Annotated in this window: 16 protein-coding genes; all 16 read left to right on the top strand. The window is 31.3% G+C overall.

Features of this window, described 5'->3' with window-relative positions; all coding sequences use genetic code 11:
• Positions 1–536: 536 nt before the first annotated feature.
• The 16 genes from ACO05S_RS03200 to ACO05S_RS03125 all read left to right on the top strand — a co-directional run bounded on the left by ACO05S_RS03200 (position 537) and on the right by ACO05S_RS03125 (position 19024).
• Entirely contained in the window at positions 537–1622 is a 1086-nt protein-coding gene (locus ACO05S_RS03200) for a tyrosine-type recombinase/integrase (RefSeq protein WP_421920104.1), read from the top strand.
• 125 nt (positions 1623–1747) lie between these two features.
• Positions 1748–2002, top strand: coding sequence for a hypothetical protein (locus ACO05S_RS03195; RefSeq protein WP_421920103.1), 255 nt, complete (start codon positions 1748–1750; stop codon positions 2000–2002).
• A 5-nt stretch (positions 2003–2007) separates the two neighbouring features.
• The gene (locus ACO05S_RS03190) at positions 2008–2391 is read left to right on the top strand and encodes a hypothetical protein (RefSeq protein ID WP_421920102.1); all 384 of its coding nucleotides are present in this window, start codon (positions 2008–2010) and stop codon (positions 2389–2391) included.
• The gene (locus ACO05S_RS03185; protein WP_421920101.1) at positions 2391–2678 is read left to right on the top strand and encodes a hypothetical protein; all 288 of its coding nucleotides are present in this window, start codon (positions 2391–2393) and stop codon (positions 2676–2678) included. The genes ACO05S_RS03190 and ACO05S_RS03185 overlap by 1 nt, the downstream gene beginning before the upstream one ends.
• Before the next feature lie 322 nt (positions 2679–3000).
• Positions 3001–4320, top strand: a complete 1320-nt coding sequence (locus ACO05S_RS03180; protein ID WP_421920100.1) for an SPASM domain-containing protein — start codon at positions 3001–3003, stop codon at positions 4318–4320.
• Between the two features lie 129 nt (positions 4321–4449).
• A complete protein-coding gene (locus ACO05S_RS03175; RefSeq protein WP_421920099.1) occupies positions 4450–5406 on the top strand; it encodes a hypothetical protein in 957 nt (318 codons plus the stop codon).
• 269 nt (positions 5407–5675) lie between these two features.
• A complete protein-coding gene (locus tag ACO05S_RS03170) occupies positions 5676–6806 on the top strand; it encodes a transglutaminase domain-containing protein (RefSeq protein ID WP_421920098.1) in 1131 nt (376 codons plus the stop codon).
• A gap of 948 nt (positions 6807–7754) precedes the next feature.
• Entirely contained in the window at positions 7755–8918 is a 1164-nt protein-coding gene (locus ACO05S_RS03165) for a TolB family protein (protein WP_421920097.1), read from the top strand.
• 167 nt (positions 8919–9085) lie between these two features.
• On the top strand, positions 9086–9712 hold the full coding sequence (locus tag ACO05S_RS03160; protein ID WP_421920096.1) for a hypothetical protein: 627 nt from the start codon (positions 9086–9088) through the stop codon (positions 9710–9712).
• Between the two features lie 247 nt (positions 9713–9959).
• The gene (locus ACO05S_RS03155) at positions 9960–11006 is read left to right on the top strand and encodes a hypothetical protein (RefSeq protein WP_421920095.1); all 1047 of its coding nucleotides are present in this window, start codon (positions 9960–9962) and stop codon (positions 11004–11006) included.
• A 309-nt stretch (positions 11007–11315) separates the two neighbouring features.
• Positions 11316–11651, top strand: coding sequence for a LytR/AlgR family response regulator transcription factor (locus ACO05S_RS03150; protein WP_421920094.1), 336 nt, complete (start codon positions 11316–11318; stop codon positions 11649–11651).
• 165 nt (positions 11652–11816) lie between these two features.
• Positions 11817–11996 carry a hypothetical protein gene (locus ACO05S_RS03145; protein WP_421920093.1) on the top strand — a complete coding sequence of 60 codons (180 nt, stop codon included), beginning with the start codon at positions 11817–11819 and terminating at the stop codon, positions 11994–11996.
• 214 nt (positions 11997–12210) lie between these two features.
• Positions 12211–13509 carry a radical SAM protein gene (locus ACO05S_RS03140; protein WP_421920092.1) on the top strand — a complete coding sequence of 433 codons (1299 nt, stop codon included), beginning with the start codon at positions 12211–12213 and terminating at the stop codon, positions 13507–13509.
• Complete coding sequence (locus tag ACO05S_RS03135) at positions 13499–15889, top strand: outer membrane beta-barrel protein (protein ID WP_421920091.1); 2391 nt, start codon at positions 13499–13501, stop codon at positions 15887–15889. The genes ACO05S_RS03140 and ACO05S_RS03135 overlap by 11 nt, the downstream gene beginning before the upstream one ends.
• Before the next feature lie 59 nt (positions 15890–15948).
• On the top strand, positions 15949–17799 hold the full coding sequence (locus ACO05S_RS03130; protein WP_421920090.1) for a YcaO-like family protein: 1851 nt from the start codon (positions 15949–15951) through the stop codon (positions 17797–17799).
• Between the two features lie 661 nt (positions 17800–18460).
• Positions 18461–19024, top strand: a complete 564-nt coding sequence (locus tag ACO05S_RS03125) for a hypothetical protein (protein WP_421920089.1) — start codon at positions 18461–18463, stop codon at positions 19022–19024.
• The last annotated feature ends 241 nt before the right edge of the window (positions 19025–19265 follow it).

Here is a 19265-nt window from a genome sequence, read left to right as displayed (position 1 = left end):
CTATCCACAGAAAGTTATATTTGGGATAGATTTGCATTAAAAATTTGAAAGAATAGCGGGCTGTTTTGAGGAATTTTTAATGTAAGATGTCGTAAAGAGAACTTTCCATTATGTGTTTGCCTGCTTTAGGCATAAATTTCCTCAAATCTTCTTGAAATATCCCGATATTCCTTCTAAAATTTGATAAAATTTCTACTCAAAATCAGATCAAACTGTGAACGAATTTTACATCGAACTCACGTTACGATAATAAACACTGCTTGCAAATCGTAAACAAAACGGCTTGAATTCGGTATGATAATACCGACCTATAGCAAAATTCGAAGTGTTTTAAGCTTTTAAAAAGACTGCTTTTTTCTTAGATCTAAAAACAACACAAACCATAAAGTTGGTATTTATTCTATTTATTGCTTATTCACTCCTAAATATCTATTACAAACAAATAAACTTGCAGACAGAACGATTGAATAATGCAGGTGTAATGCTTCATATGTTAATATCATTTTGTACATTTGAGGATCATAAAAAATATCTGGTTGAAATCAAAAATATATTTAACGGGCGGAGAGCACCACAAACAAAGAGTGGTTTGGCTTAAATTTGACTTCGATACAAAAGTTAGCAATGTATTGAAACAGGAATTTTATGCCCGTTGGAGTAGAACAAAAAAATGCTGGTGGTTAGTGCGAAAAGGCTTCGACTTTAAAAAATTCAAGGATTTACTTTCACCTATTGCCGAAATTGTTCTAATAGAAAATAAAGAGCATAAAAAACCTGATCTGGTTCTTCCTAAGGGCTATTTAGAAAGGTTAGAAAGGTTGAGATATAGCGAAAGTACCATTAGAACCTATTCAAAATACATGAAAGAATTTCAGATGGCCTTTATGGATAAAGATATTAGTACTTTGAGTCCTTCAGAAATAAACGATTACTTGCATGGCAGAGTTGTTAATGATAAAATTTCAATCAGCAGGCAAAATCAATTGATCAATGCAATTAAATTCTATTTTGAAAAGGTACTTAATCGTAAAAGTGAATACTACCAAATTGAAAGGCCTATAAAACAGATTATCCTACCAAAAGTATTAAGCAAGAATGAAGTATTATCAGTACTGAATAAATGTAAAAACAGAAAGCACAAGTGTATTTTGTCATTAATTTACTCGGCCGGATTAAGAAGGTCGGAATTGATTAATTTAAAAATTAGTGATATTATCGGTGAGCGTAAACAAATTAGAATTGCCCAATCAAAAGGAAAAAAGGATAGGTATTCAATTTTGTCTACAAAACTGCTTGAAGAATTAAGAGTATATTACAAAGAATATAAACCAAAAACATGGCTTTTTGAAGGGCAGAAACCAAATACACAATACATTGCAAGCAGCATTCGAAAAATTTTGTTACGAGCAAGTAAAAGTGCAGGGATTAATAGAAGAATTACACCCCACATGTTGCGTCATTCGTTTGCAACACATCTATTAGAACAAGGTGTAGATTTAAGATATATACAAGTTTTATTAGGGCATGGCTCAACGAAAACTACTGAAATTTACACACATGTTTCTAATAAAGAAATAAGGAATATTATTAATCCTCTCGACGATATATGGGATACCACATAAAAAACAAAAGGTGCACAATACATACCAATATGGCGTGTATTGTGCACCTTTTTACTCTGAGATAAGAAAAATAAGTGCACCAGTGCACAAATTAATAGTTGTACACCATAAAACAAGAAACCGATATGATAACTGATAATTTAAAACAAAGAGTTGAAAAACTTGGTGAAAAAGAATTAAACCTCGTTAAATTGCTGATTTTTCATTACAATAATTTTAATACAAGTGATGAAATGAAAACAGGATATAGATTTGCTTTACATCATGTTTTACACATGCTAGATATAGCATCACTTCCTGATATTGACCTAAGACCTGCGGTGGAACAGCAGATTGAAAAACTAATAGAGTCGATTGAACAAATTGAAAAAGAAGACTAAGCATTATGATAGGTAAAGAAAATATTGCGGCAAAAGTAATAGAGTCGGGCGGAAAACTGTCTGTAAAAAGTGCTCTAAATCCAATTCTTTGGTTATGTGCTATAATTACAATACCAAGTTTAATAGCGGTGCCATTTATTGAAAATACTCCGACTTGGTTAGTGATTTTGATAATTGCACCAGTTTTGACAGCAATATTGGGATTTTTGTTTTTGATGCTTTTTGATAGAGATAAATTACAATCAGAGGAATATCAGTTAAAGAAACGCTCATTGGATTTGATTCAGGTAAAGGGACAAGACAAGCCAACCTTGATAGATGCAGAAGAGGTTAATGCGATTGTTAATCCAGAATTAGGACAAATTGAAAATACGGGAGGAGAGAAATAATGAGAAAAGCATATTTATTTGTCTATTCTGACAATTTAGGAACAAGAGACGAGGTTAAGAACTGTATGGATAATATTCCAGAAGTATATACATGGCGATATGACATGCCGAATAGTTTTTATATTATCTCTGAGTACTCTGCAGATGAAATCGCAAGAGCCATAAACTCTTACACTGGAAAAACTAGATTTATAGTTTCAGAAATAACAGACAATAAACAAGGTTGGTTATCTGAAGATACATGGTACTTGATTAATAATAAAACTCATAAACCAAAAGAAGAATAATTACGGTGTACAACATTTTGTATAAGTAATGGCAGGTAAAGTGTTAAATATCAAGGCTTGTAGCTCGCTCAAACTGCATTGCGGTTGGATAGGAAAGTATTACGCAATCTGCCACTACTCATACAATTTACCGTTACCCGCAATTTAAGCGAGAGAATTTAATAATCATTAAAAAAGGAGGTTAAATGAAAAATTCAAATCAAAGCAAACTTGTAAAAGGAGTTCTACAAGGTGGTGCAATTGTTAAGACTGAAAAAACAAAAAAAGTTGTTCTTCATTCTAAACACACTGGACAACCATGTCCTTGTAGGTAATTCCAAAAATGAAAGAGGGAGAAATGAATTTTTCTCTCTCTTTTAAACATCTATCAAAAATGATAAATACAGTAAAAAATATAGAAGTCCCAAGGGTTGCTCATTTTTCACTACTTAAACAATGTAACTGGAATTGTGTCTTTTGCTATCAGTCAAAAGAAAAAATTGATTTATCAAAGATTGAATTAGTATTAGAAAAACTTATAAGTTCGAATATTTCGGAAGTAACTTTATATGGAGGCGAAATTACACTAATAAAGGATTGGTTGCTTCTTGGAGAAAGATTGCAAGAAAATGGAATAAGAGCAAGTTTTATCTCAAATGGCGAATTATTGTGGAATGCAGACCTTAAAATAATTGAAAAAATACAAAATACTTTTTCTGGTGCATCTTTTTCGATGCATGGCATTGGTAAAATTCATGATATAATTGTTGGTAAGAAGGGAGCTTTTCTAAAGCAAATTGAAACGATTAAGAAATTATATTTTTCGGGGTTCAATATATGTATTAATGTGACTGTTTCAACATATAATCTTCTCTATCTTGAAGAAACATTATTATTCATAATTTCAAGATTTCCTGGTGTTCCAATTGTAATTAATAGAGCAATCAACCATGCTTCTGAAAAATCTGATGCTCCGTATCTAAATAAGCAAGAAGTAATATTTATGCTGGAAACAGTGGAGCAAATTAAAAAAGCTGGTAATAATATTGAAATTAAAGGAGGTGTTCCTATACCACCATGTATTTTACCAGAGCATCTGAAAGAATATGCGATGTTTTGTTCGGCTGGATTTGATTTTGTAGATATTGACGGAGAAGGAAATGTGTTTTTATGTCCAGAGTTTGGTTCATCAATAGGTAATATTCTTAATGAACCATTACCAAAGATTTGGAACAATATACAAGTATCAAAATATCGAGATTTAGATTGGTTAAATGAAAAATGCCGAGACTGTGATGATTTAACTTATTGTTGGGGAGGTTGTAAGGCAAATAAGAGTACTGACCATATAATTTTTGATAAGTCTAATGAGATTTTCTTTGTAACAAATCCAGATTTGAGGATTAGAAAAATTGATAATGAGTTCGGGTTTTCACTTCCAAATTCACAAGTGATTATTGGAACAGAAAGTTTATCCCACATATTGGATAGCCTAAAAGAACCACAATTGGACAAAGAATTAATAAAGAACTTTGAAATTGACGAAAGTGATATTGATTTTTTAGTCAATAATCAATTTTTGATAAAGATATTTAGGAATAATTTAAAATTTTATCAACCTGAAGAAATAAAAAAAGCGGGTAACAATGTATATAGCAAATAGGCGGGACAGTAGTAAAATCCAACGGTTTCAGCCCGCTTCAAATTCATCTCGGTTTGATAGGTTTGGAGTCCGCAACCGCCTACATGCCATATACTAACCGTTGGCAACCATACAAAACAGCAATACACTATGACCACAAACGAATTAAGAATTAAACAAGCAAGACTAACATTTCTAAAGACAATTGAAGATGGAATAGAGGTGGCAGAAATCTTCCTTGAGCATTTATGGAACATTATTAATGACCATATTAACAAACCAGTATCTACATATGCAGAAAAGGATGCATTCATGATTAATCAGATGATGTTTACTAAATTGACACATTTAAAAAAGCTATTAGAAGGTGTCGGCTATACTTCTCCAGAAGGAGGAAAATTAAATGAAATAGTTGACCCAACAATAATATCATCATTGGTTAGGAATATATTTGAGACAACTGCTTTGTTTAATCTAATGTTCAGACAAACTAAGTCGTCCGAAGAAATGGTAATTATTTATAACCTATGGTCAATCTCTGGGCTTAACTATAGACAGAAGTTTGAATCTAGTATTGAAGGAGAAGAAGGTATAGAAAGACTTGAAGAAGAAAAAAAAGAAATTGATGCTTTAACAGCACAAATTAAAGGATTTGAGACATACAAAAACTTAGAACAAAAGAGTAAAGAAAAAATTGATTCTCGTATTGAGCAAAAAGATTTTCGCATAGTATTTAATGGAAATAAAATTAAATGCTACACGTCATGGCAAGAACTGTGTAATGTAATGGAAATAAAAGAAGATATAGCGGAAAATTGCTATACATACTTTTCATTATATACCCATCCTTCTCAAGTTGCTGTTTTTCAATTTGAACAAATGTTTTCTCGTCAAAATGAAGAATTCAAATCCTTGACAGCTTTTAATTTAAAGTATTGTTTCTTTTTTCTAAGTGTATTTATAGCAGACTATATAAATCTTTTTCCTGAAACACTTGAAACATACGAACGACTAAGTGTAGACAAACAAATTATTATAGAATCATTTAACTCATTAGCAAGAAATAGAGATTTTGCTATTAACAATGTTCTAGATAAATTAGAATAAGTACGGTTGCCAACATTTTGTATAGTGCATAGGGCGGATATGCTGTATTTGAGACATTTGCGCTTTCTTCAACCCCGCCGAAGCACAGCTTCGACGGTTAGTCAAATTGCAGGTGTCAAACCTGCGCTCCGGCTACTTAGCGGTTTGACAGGAACGTGCTTTCTAATGCCCTACGCACCATACAATTTGACGTTCTCTGCAAGCGGATCACAGAAAAAAATGTAACAAATAAGTTTTAAACCTGTCTATAAGGAATAAAAAGAGATAATATGAAACATTTAATTGCAATTAGTTTTTTGTTGATTACGGTATTTGGGTTTTCCCAAAACTCAATTCCTATCATTCAAGCAAACTCTAAATCAGTTGATATCAAAGTGGGAGAAATACTGAATAAGAATCAATGGACAATCATGCCTGAACTCAACCCTGATGTATATGAAGTTAGTGACATAGGGAAAAAGGTGACATTTTACACAGATATTGATTCTATAAGTATTACAATTGATGAAAAAACCAAATTTGACTTTGTAATCTTACTCAACAAAAAGGATTCCGCATACACACAAATTAAATATAGGGATTCCTACTTGAAAATATTGAAAAAAGCAGACAAATACGATAATGAGCAGATGCGAGAAATACCAAAATTCACTTATTTAGATAGTAGCAACATTCACTTAAAACAAATCAGAAAAGAATTTAATCTTGATTCAATTGCAGGTGGTGGTAATGAAGTATCAAAACTATTGAATATTATGTATTGGGTACACGATATTGTTAGGCACGATGGGGGAAGCAACAATCCCACATTAAAAAATGCTATTGATTTAGTAAAGGTCTGTAAAGCTGAAAATCGCGGAATTAACTGTAGGATGATGGCTGTAATTTTAAACGAATGTTATTTATCATTGGGTTATAAGTCAAGAATGGTCACCTGTATGCCAAGACCATTGGAATTTCAAGACTGCCACGTGATAAATACGGTATATTCTAAACAACTTAACAAGTGGATATGGTTAGATCCCACTTTTGCGGCTTATGTAATGGATGAAACGGGGGAATTATTAGGACTACAAGAAGTCAGAGAACGATTAATAAATGACCAACCGCTTATTTTAAATCCTGAAGCAAATTGGAATAGACAAAATAGCCAAACAAAGGAAGGTTATTTATACCAATATATGGCAAAAAACCTTTATAGACTGGAAGTACCTATTCATTCAACCTACAATTATGAGACAAAGAAAAAGGGTAAAACTGTAGAGTATATTCAATTGTTACCCCTTGACGGAATAAATCAAGAACCCTTAGTAGAAATAAATAAAAACAAGAAATCAAAAATGACTTATAAAACATATATTACCAACAATCCAGATGAATTTTGGGAAATAGAAAAATGAAAATAGCCAGCAGAGAACAATGTATATAAAAAATAGGCGAAAAGTTGTAAAATGAAGACTTGTAGCTTGTATCAAACTTAGTACTTAGCCGAAAGTTCAGTGCTTCGAAATCGCCTACTTTCCATATACTAACCGTTGGCAATTATTTAAGCATAACGTAGAATGATTAAGAGAATATTGATTCAAATATTTATAAGTATTGTACTCATTGCTTCTGGATTAGCATTGATGTTTAAGCAAAATTGGTTGCTTGACAACTTTGGAATGTTGACATTATCACTAGGTTTAATTTGTTTATTTGTTCTTCCTGCCAGGACTCACATAAAGTATTCTAAAAATATAAATGTCCTTATTACGTACTTGATTATATTTCAATTTATCAATGTTTTACGGCATTACATGGACTTTTATTTGATTCTAAACTTAAAGGAATATCTGGATTTCATGTTTCATCCGCGCAGTACAATATATTTAATCGGACTGACCATTTGGTTGTTTGGTTTAATATGGACTACAGTGTTTATAGTAAAAACAATCAGACGTAACGCTGAATACAAAAACGTTATAAAAGATAGAAGCTATAAAATAGTAATCGGTTATATAATTTTAATGCTTATGTTGGAATTACCAATATATAATTGGCATGGTGACTTTTTTGGACAATCACATGGACATAGTTTATGGGACAAATTCCACCTACATTGAAAACAGAAAAAAACAATTGCCAACAAACCGTAATAGAGCATAAAGGGTGCAGCGCATCTTGGTCGTTTCGTGGCTTCGGCAAACAACGCCAAATCGCTGATTTGGCTTTATAATGAAAAGTTAAAAACAAATACAACGCTTTGGCTCTGCTCGATTTGGTAAGTTAGTTAGGTTAAATTCCTTTACGCTCCATACGGCAGGCCGTTGGGCACCATAAAAAAACGACACTGCAAATATTAAACTATGATTAAAAGAATACTACCATTTATATTTATCCTCGGATTGATAAGTTGTAATACAAATACAATAACTGTTGACTATTTTGGACAACTTGAACCAGGAACTACTCCTGAAATATTTGCTCAAGATATCATCTCAGTCAAAGGTAGATTTGAGCACGGAATATCATTTACACCAAATTCACAAGAATTAGCATTTGGATTTTTTAATAAAGATGACTTTAGTGGAACCATCTACTATTCTAAGAAAAGTGAAAGTGAATGGACTGAGCCTGAAATTTTTGAGCCGTTAAATAATCAAAGTGTATATCTTCCTTATTTTTCACCTGATGGAAAATCATTGCTATACGCTCAAAGTAGACCAGATACAAACAATGGTTTTACAGATATATGGTTATTAAAAAACATTAATGGCTCTTGGGAGCAACCTGAGAAAATAGATAATCCCATAAGTACTTTAACTAGAGAATCAACAGCTTGTATGAGTGTAAATAGAACCATTTATTTTTCATCAAACAGAGACGGGAATGGATTAGCTGATTTATATTGCTCATCACCTGTAAATGGTGAATACAAAAATGTTGAACGATTAGATTCAATTTGTTCTGTTCGTGATGAAGAAAGCATTTTTATCGACCCTGATGAGAAGTATATCATATTTAGTAGATACGCTACAAATGAGAATGGACCAGATTTATTTATTAGTTATCGAGATTATAGGGATAATTGGACTCAACCAGCATTGCTAGATTCTACCATCAATACAGCAGATTGGGAGAGGCGACCATTTGTATCTATAGATAATCAGTTTCTATTTTTTACTAAGCAAATCTTTGATGAAACAGGATATGCAGAGTCGGATATTTACTGGGTAAATACTCAAAATGTATTCAAACCATTTGTTTTTAAACCAGTCTCAGCAAAAACGATAAAGATTGGACAGGAAATAAAGTTATCAATTCCAACAGATTACTTTAAAGATATTGATAATGAGAAGGTGGAAATTAAGCTCAAAAATGAGAAGTTTGATTGGGCTAAATTTAATAACAAAAAAATGACTTTAACTTTGAATCCAAATGAGACTGGTGAATTTGATTTGATTTTTACAGCCGTTGATGAATATTCAAACGAAACGAAAAATACGGTTAGAATTATAGTGGAGAATTAATTACGGTGCCCAACATTGTGTATAATTCATAAGGGTTTTAGAGGTTTTCTAGCAGTATCACCCGCATCAATTTTGGGTGGTAACTTGATAAGTTTGAAGCCCGCAATCCCTTACGAAATCATACACTAACCGTTGGCAGCAATGCAAAAACGCAAAAACAGCAAATAATGGGAATGGACTTAAACATATTCACCAATAAAATATCTTCAGACCTTCTATCAGAAATGAAGAGCCGGTTTAAAGACTTTGCTATGGAAATTGAGTTTCATCCTGACTTCAAATTGGACGAACATAATGACACCGGATTTTGCCCAATAAAACTTAATCTAGAAAAAGGACATTCAAGTCATTACGACAAGTTTGGAGAGTCTATTATGACAGGCTTCGAACTGTATTTTGACAACTATGATTACATTGAAGAACTAAACGAAATTAAAAACGATAGTTCACAATCCCCAAAGACTAGCATTTTCGCAAAACTCTTAGGACTTAGAAACAAAGACAATATACAAGACCATTATGTTGCCAACAAAAATATTGATGAAAAATTATCAGTGTGTAATAAAGTTTTGACTTTGAATTGGCAATCAGCAAACAAAAGTGAGTTGAGAATTAGCTTATTCTTTGGAGCTATTTTAGCTGAACTTGTAGACGGAATTATTTATGACCCTCAAAATGATAGATATTTAACTGGAGAAATGGCAATTGAAGAATTTCCAGCAGAAATAAAAGAGTATGAGGAATATTATAGTTTTGAAGACTTTACTCTGGAGAAATTTGAAGAATGGAGATAAAAAGCACATGCTGCCAACAATGGCTAATAAAGCATAAGTGAGCAGGCTAATTTTGGTCGGTTCGCAGTTTCGGCAAGCATCGCCAAATCGTTGATTTGGCTTTTGTAATGAAAAAGATAAAAACAAATACAACGCTTTGGCTTTGTGAAATTTGGAAGTGAGTACAGTTAATATCACTTACGCTTCATAGCCTGAACGTTGCCAGCAATAAACGAGCAAAACGTAATATAAAAATTTGAGTAGTATTATGAATTACAAACACTCATTTGGATTTAGTCCAAAGTATATTGAAGAAGTTACTCCTAAGATAAGTACAAGAGCTTATATTGAAATTGCTAAAAAAGCATATGAAAAATTGGACTGGGAATTAATCTATGAAAATGATTCTGAACTTAATGGGTTAAGGTGTAATGACTTTGGGAGTGTTAAAGAAAAAATATCAATTAGTGTTACTGATGCGAAAAAGATTAAAATTCAAAGCAAGTCTGAGAATGGGATTTGGGATATGGGTAATAATCACAAAAGGGTTAAAACTTTCATTGAAACTTTTGATAGTATCCTAGATTCAATTACTGCAGAAGAAATAAAACAAATAGAAGAAAAAGCAATTGCCAAAGACAATTGGGACGATTATGTAATACCTGAAAAATTAACACCGCCTTTAAAATACAAAGAACCATTTATTCCTTCACTTATAATAGGTTATTTATTATTGGCATTAGGCCTAGGTTATATTATATCATTATTATCTCTTAATGGACTTTATGTTTTATTCTTATTTGAGGTCTTAGTTGGTTTAATATTGTCTTATTCGTTAAAGATTTTTCTACCTCTTAGTGGCTATACTGATTTTAAGAATATAAAAATGGTTATACTAGGTTCAATCATCTTACTTTTCCTGTCTAACCAGTTCTTTCAATTTTTACATTTTCAAAAGGAATACACAGAATTAACGTTTGGTACATTTATAAGTGAAAGACTGAAACAAGGTTTTTTATTAAAGGGCATCAATATTGGTACAGTTGGACAGATAGCAATATGGGTTTTTCAGATTGGATTTAGCTATCTGATAGCATACATCAATGTATTAAAAATCATAATTGGATATACAATTGACAGAGTGCCTGATGATGTGATAAATTTTGCAATATACAACATGGCTAAAAATAAGACTGAAAGTGAAATTAAAACAGAACTGAGTAAGAAAGGCTGGAAAAATGAGATTGAGCATGAAGTTGTTTTTGAAGCAATAGGTTGTATTTATGGAGGGCAACAAATTAATCGGAACATATAAATTACTGCTGGCAACAATGGCTAATAAATCATAAGTGAGCCGACTGATTTTTGGTTGGTTCGCAGCTTCGGCAACCAGCGCCAAATCGTTGATTTGGCTTTTGAATTGAAAAGATAAAAACAAATACAACGCTTTGGCTTCGTGAAGTTTGAAGGTGAGTACGGTTAAAAATCACTTACGCTTCATAGCCTGACCGTTAGCGGCAAAGGATTGCACACACCAAAAGAGTTGCAAATTGCCGACACACATTCTAACCCCAGAAATTTACAACACATTTGCTTTTGACTAACACACGAAAAAAAAATTAGTATGACTAAAAATGGATTTTTAATTATTGAAAATAAGGATAAAATCAATAGAATTAAGATTGACACTATTTCTCACATCATTTGTGAGGATTATTTACTAACTATTGTTAAAACAGATAATTCACATCTGTATTGCTGCAAATCTTTAAGCAGTTTTGAAGTGGAATTAACAAAAAATGATTTTTTCAGAGTTAGCCGGAACACCCTTGTCAATCTTAGATATGTTGTGACATTCTATAAAAAGCCTAAACCTATAATACAAATGACAAATAAAAAAGAAATATCTGTTTCAAGAAGAAGAGTTAATGATTTTGTGAAAAAATACAAATTATTATAATCGATCAAAATTATATTTACACCGTTCACAAGATAAACAAAACCAATCACAGGAAACTTAATACAACTTGACTATTAGTATATAATATTTTCCTATGTTCGCATTTACTAAAGCAGCTGCAATAGTCACTAAGTAAATTTATATTTAACTAAAAAATCAAGTGAAATGAAAAAAGTTTCAAAAAAAGTAGAAAGTACAAAATTGAATGATAGCAAGTACCATTCTTTGAATGGTGAGATGCTAAAAAAAATTAAAGGGGGTACCAGAAATGAGGCCAGTAAAATAAGTGATGGCGCAAGCACAGATCGCCTATGTGGTGGTTGTGGTGCGACCGCAGCCTTCTAGCTAATCGATTAACAAATTTATTTCCTCACTATGAATTACAATTATCATTAAATGATAAAGTGTTTTTTTAGTGAGGAAACTTTTTTTTATTAACTACAAAATGGCAGTGTTATTGTTTGGTATCTATCATATAGTTTTAGCGAATCATATTCATTGATCAATATCATAACCTTACAATAACTTTTGAGAAATCCTTATTGTTTAAAGAATGAATATGACATATAAAAAATTTGATATTGATAATTCAACATACATATTTTGTGTTGATGATTTTGAAGTTGTCAAAATAGGTCAAATTGAGGACGTTGAAAATGTATTTCAGGAAATAAAATCAAAAAAAGAAATATCTAATCCTAACAAGTATAAAAATGAAAGCCGACCATTAAAGGCAGAATTTCTTAAAAGCAAAAAGATAGATACAATTGGTATTGACTTAACAAATGGTTGTAATCTGGATTGCACATACTGCTTCATATCGGCTTCATCTAAGAAGCGAAAAGTGTTGAGTAAAGAGAAATTTTTAGATATATTAAATTTCTTAAAGAAAGAAAATAACCGCAATATAACTTTCTACTTTGCTGGGGCAGGTGAACCTACACTTAATTTTAAATTAATAGAACAATTGCCAAAACTTTGTGAAGAAAATGGCTTAGAAAATTACTCATTTGATTTAACTACAAATGGTACAATTTTAACACAAGAAATGGTTGATTTTTTTAAACAACATAGGTTTGAAATTAATATTAGTCTTGATGGTAGTGAGAGAATTAATGATTTATCAAGAGTATATTCAAATGGAAAAGGTAGTTTTAAAGATGTTTATAAAAATATCAATTTATTAAGAGAAAATAATATTGAGTTTTCTTGTAAAACTGTTGTGCTACCAGATAATAAAAATCTTGTAGATGTTTTTTCATTCTTTGAAGAAAATAAAATCACGTTTAAGTTCACTATAGTCACTAATTCGTTCAATGATCATTTTTCACCCAATATTGATGATCTTAATAATTTTGCAGTTCAGATGGAATTTGTAATCGCAAAATATAGAGACTTAATTGAAGACGATCATAAAATATATTCAGATAAAATAATAAATGATATTAAAAGAATTCACCTTGGTGATGCTGCAAATATTGCATGTGTAGGTTCAAGAGGTGGGTTTTATATGGATATTGAAGGTGGTATTTATCCTTGTTCATATCAAACAAGTTCGAAAGAATTATCGGTTGGCAACATATATAAAGGGATAGACTATGAAAAAATTATAGCGAATGATTGGTATGCTAAGCCAGTTGATAGTTATGAGGCTTGTAAAGATTGTTGGATGAAATATTTATGTTGTGGATCTTGTTTTGCTATAAAGTGGTTAGAGAATAAAAACACTAATCAACCATCTGAATACTTATGTAAAACTTATGATATTTATTGGAAGTCAATAATTAAACTATATATACAACTTTATCCTGTTATTATCAGTGGTGAAAATATCAATTTTTTAGAGAATGAAAATTAAAACTATAAAATTATTACTTATCCTCATTTTTACTTCGTCATTTGCTGAATTATATTCTCAAGTTTATATAAATGGAAGTGTAACAAATATAAATGGTGATCCTATAGAATTAGCAAGTATTCAACTGCTGTTCGATTCAAAATATCATCAATCATCTATAAGTGATTCACTGGGTTATTATTCATTGAAGTCTACCCTAAAGGGCGATTGCGAATTAATGTTAAATAGACTGGGATACGCCCCTAGCATAAGGAAATTGAATTTTAAAAATGATACAGTTATCAATATTATTCTCAAACAAGATTCTTTGTTCATCAATGAAGTTACTATACTTGGTCAAAGAGATTTAATTCAGCCTAAGGCTGATGGCTATATAGTTAATATTAAAGGAAATATTAATACTGAAGGAAAAGAAACCGCTGACCTATTAAAGCAATTGCCAACTCTTAATGTTTCAGATGAATCTATAAATATTTTCGGTAAGTCATTCGTAAAGATTTATATAAACGATAGGCTTGTACGATTATCCGGACAATCCCTAGTCAGTTATCTTAATTCTTTTCCTCCTGATATTATTAAAAGTGTGGAAATAATGTCAACACCACCGGCAGAATATGATGCAGAAGGGAATATGGGGATCATTAAAATAAATACTGATAAAAATATACAACCAGGATGGAAGGAGTTTTTTAAGGCTGGTGGCATTAAAAATTCTTATACTTCATATATGCTATCAACGTATGTAAATTATATTGGCAGAAAATTCTTTTTTGAAGGGAACATTTCAAATGGAAGTTATACATATCTGAATCAGAGTGAATATTATAATTATTTTCCACAGCAAACAACGGCTTCTTTTAATCCTAAAAAATGGAATTCTTCAAGTACCGATATACAAACAAGCTTAGGTTATAATTTTAATGATAGGTCTACTATTTTTGTTGATTTTCAGGCTCCAATATTCAATGAGGAAACAATTGATGATATGGAAAACTATACTAGTTTTAGTAATAACATCGTTAATAAGATCGATTCTGTATTATACTCCAATGGTAAAACCATAAATAATAAGTACACCTATAGTACCGAACTATTTTTTAAACATTTGTTTGCTGACAACAAATCATACTTTACTTCCAGCATTGCATATCTTAATAATTATTCTGGAAATAAAAGAGCATTTTCTTCTTTTGCGCAGGTTGAAAATACAAAGCAAACAACAGAAAATTATTATACCGAAGGAGATCAGAATTATAATATTCTTACATCTAAATTAGATTTCTCCTTTCCTGTAATGAACTGGAATATTAAAACAGGTGTTAAACTATCGTTTATTAATACGAATTCGGAAAGTAAATTTTCCTCACTTTACAAAGAGCCCAATTTTACTGAGCCTTTGCTGCATAATAAGTACAACTATACCGAAAATGTGCAGTCAATTTATTATAGTATGGAAAAAAACATTTCTAATTGGTATTTCAAAGGAGGAATAAGATCAGAATTTACCAATACCAAAGTTAAATCGATAGTTCTGGATAAAATAAATACAAACAAATACATAAAATTCTTCCCTTCCCTTTACTTTTCACATAAATTAAATAACGGAAGCAGAATATCTCTTAGCTATGCCAAACGATTAGAAAGACCACCATATAAGTATCTCGATCCGTTTAAATGGTATATAAGTAAATATGATTATGCCGTAGGAAATCCATATCTGAAACCTTCAGATATTAGCAATTTAGAATTCTCCTATACTATTAACTCTACTTTCATCACTAAATTATATTACATGGGGCAGACTGATAAAATTGGTAATTACGTAGTTCTCGATCCACTTAATATAAGAAACCAAATACAACAAGCTGATAATTTTATGAATGAGAATAGCTTTGGGCTTAATGTTTATAAATTCTTGAAATTTAAAAACACTCTAGAAACAGTTATACAGGCTGATATTTATTATTCCGAATATAATACAAATAGGAAAGAGTTTAAAAACTCCTCGGGCATGGGTAGTACTCTAATTATAAATAATACAATCTTTATAAATAAGAATTTTCAGTTTGTTTTAAATATGGAGGAACGATTACCAGGATTATACAATTACAGAAACATGCATAATTATTATAGATTAGACGCAGGTCTTAATTATATTAACCGATCGAGAGGCTTTGAGCTTCGCCTTTTTGCAGGAGATGTTTTAAAATCAGCGAATCCAGAATATTATTATAGCAGTGGTGGTGTGAAACAGATATACAAAAATTATCTCGACACCCAATTGTTGAAGTTAGTTGTTTCATGGAGATTGGGAAACTGGTTTAGTAGGACTCCTCGATCTTCTAAATCTTCTAATGTTGATGAAAAAAGAAGGTTGTAATTTATCTGAGCCTACTATCCCCTTTTAAAATTATCTGATTTATAACCTCAAAAAATAATATGCTAAAATTATTAAAACCATATAAAGAAGTAAAACCCTTAGTAACTATTAATAAAATTCGATCTGTATTAAATGATATTGGAATATTCGTAACCGAACAATATAAAAAAGATGGTGACTATTTTACTTGTCGAATAGAAATTGCTAACGATAACTTAAGCGAGTTTAAAATAGGTACAAATGGTAAAGGAATTAGTTTAGAATATGCATATGCTAGTGCTTATGCAGAATTTATGGAAAGACTTCAAAACAATATGCTCTTAGAAAATTCGTTCTTTTTTTCAAAATACTTCGAAAGAGATTGTACATTTAAAGAACAATTAAAAAAAGAGAATAAAGAGTTAGATTTCATATTTTGTCCTCAAGAGAAAATAATTGAAACAACTAAAATTGTTGATGATAATTACGAAATGCTCTGTAAGTCATTCTCAATAAAAAATAAAGATGAACTAAAGGATTTTATTATAAATACTCTAGGATATAAGAAAGTTATTTCTATCCCCTTTTATAATCAACGATTAAATAAAACTGACTACTTACCAATTGATTTGCTTGTTCAGGGAACTGGGTCAACTGGAATGTGTGCAGGAAATTCTCCTGAAGAGGCATTAGTTCAAGGTATATCTGAAATTTTGGAAAGATATACTGCGCAAGAAATACATATTAATAAAATTACACCTCCAACTATACCACATGATTATTTTGAAGAATATCCTATCTATAATTCTATAAAAAAGCTTGAGGAAAAAGGTTTAGAAATAATTATTAAAGATTTTTCGTTAGGTAAAAAACTACCCGTTATTGGTGTTATTGTAATTGATAAAAACACAAGGAAATATAATGTTAAAGTTGGCTCGGACTTATGGCCTATAACTGCCTTAGAAAGGTGTTTAACAGAACTACATCAAAGTTTTAAAGGAATAAGATTAATTGACAAATGTGACTATGGCGATTTTATAGAAGGAAAATACAAAGAATTGAATAGAGCAGATGCTGAGCATATTAATTTGACTAATATATTTAACAATGCAACTGGACAATGGCCAGATTCTATTTTGAGTTGCGATTTCTCCTATACGTTTACAGGTCTGGATTTTAACTATGGAAGGAGTAATAAATTAGACTTAAAACATTTATTACAGCTTATAAGCGAGCTAGATTCTCAATTATTTATAAGGGATGTGTCCTTTCTCGGTTTCCATTCGTATTATATTGTAGCCCCAGGTTTAAGTCAGGACAAAAGAAAAAAATCAGATTACTCAATTTTCAATAAACTATATTCATTAACTAGCGATATTAATAATGTTTCATCATTATCAAAAGATGATTTAACTTTTTTGGTCTCAACTTTAGAAACAAACTATATTGCAATAAAAGAAGGATATTTAAATTTTGAAAACTTCCTTACACATAATACAGATGCAGATGCTACCGATTTAACCCTCGACCTGTTTTTAAGTATGGCAAACTACAAATTGAGTAATATTGATAAAGCATATTTACATTTAAAGTATTACCTAAAAGATAAAGAAGTACAGGATTATTTATATTTCTACGCATGTAAAGATTATTTAGCATTATTGAAAAATGGAGAGAGTAATAATGAAATTAAATACTACCTCTCTAAAATATATGGCTTTGAAGTAGCTAACGAGGTTATAGAAGATATGTTTGATGCCGATAATATATTTAAGGCATATAATTTAAATTGGTGTTTTGATAGCAAAAAATGCATTATAAAAGACTTTAAATATTTTAAAGCAGCCTCAATATTTAAAAATATTGAAACCAAACATAAGACTCAACCTGTAGATCAAATGAATTTAGCAAAAGTATTTAACTTTAATTAATAAATATAATATCTCGAGACTTGTCTCGGAGTATGAGAGAAAATTTGAATACCTAAGATTTTCATAACGCTTTAAAAGCATGTTCTGTGTTAAGCACAATGAGGCTTGCCTCTTAAATTAGCTTTTGGAAAGGTGTAGTAGGTAGACCAATGTGATGTGACGTAATTTAATATTTTAGAACAACCTGCCTATTAGATAGTCAGTATACACTAAACGCTAGAAGAAGGTGGCAATCCCTGCTCTTTCCCGTTTATTTTACCCCTAAAGATTTTATTCGGGTGAGTAGCTAATTCTTTAGTTCCAATGAATTAAGGAATGATTATAAATCTCCAAACTCATTTGTTACCACTGTAGCACATGGGGGCTCGATTATTCAAGCTTAGAGGTGGATGTTACTGCTTACTTCTGTAGTAATATTTATAAAGGAAAAGCCGATGTAAAAGATAAGTCTAAAAAAATAACTACTCAGTAGTTACTAGCAGCTTTTATCAATAGAATAACAAGCAAGGTATATTCAGAAGAAAAATTGAATATAACAATCATCGCCAGCATGGTTTATAATCATTATCTTTTAGTATAGTCTAGGTATTATATAACCCTAATAGAACAATATCGTATCGCATTGGATAATGCTGAAAACCAAACTCAAATATCAGCAGTAATGGCTGATTTAGGTTTCGATTCAGTCGTAATCGGAGAAGGTAAAGCGATTTTGGCAGAAACCCGTCAAGCTTACGACGACAACAAAACCGAAGATGATGAAACCACTGCAGCTTATGCAGATTTCTTAAATATCAGAACAAAGCTTGAGGATACTTTCAATGTTCATCGCAAAAAAGCAAAGGTTGTATTCCGTAACGATTCATTAACAGCAGATAAATTAGCTATTTCGGGTGCTATGCCACGTACATACATTAAATGGCTTGAAGCTGCTAAGAAATTTTATAGCGTCGCATCAACAGATGCTGGTATTCAAGGTAAATTAACTCGTTTAAAGGTCTCTCTTGAAGATTTAACTGCAGCCAACACCTTGATTATTGATCTAGAAGCTGCACGCTCACTCTACCTTAAAGAAAAAGGTGAATCTCAAGACGCAATAAAAGCAAAGGATGCAGCCTTTTACAAGATAGATGATTGGATGAGCGAATTCTACGCCGTTGCCAAGATTGGTTTAGAAGATAATCCACAACTATTAGAAGCTTTAGGTAAAATAGTTAGAAACTAACACACAAAAGCCAACCCTATTTGTAAGCACATTGGCAAGCTCAACGAGAAATCAATCTCAGATAGCTTGCCAAAAAGCTTACAAACCCCAACCCAATTTCAACCCTCCAGGCTGATTGCCTATCCCACAAAATAAATTAGTTCTCCGTTGATATCTCTGTTCAGTTCTAGCTTGTGGTAGACACTAAAACCAGATCACAGAGGATGCCCAGTTGCTAACAAAAGTAACCGTTGCACAACCA

It is taken from the genome of Marinifilum sp., from assembly GCF_965230805.1.
GTDB lineage: Bacteria > Bacteroidota > Bacteroidia > Bacteroidales > Marinifilaceae > Marinifilum.
This window is presented reverse-complemented; position numbering and strand designations above follow the sequence as displayed.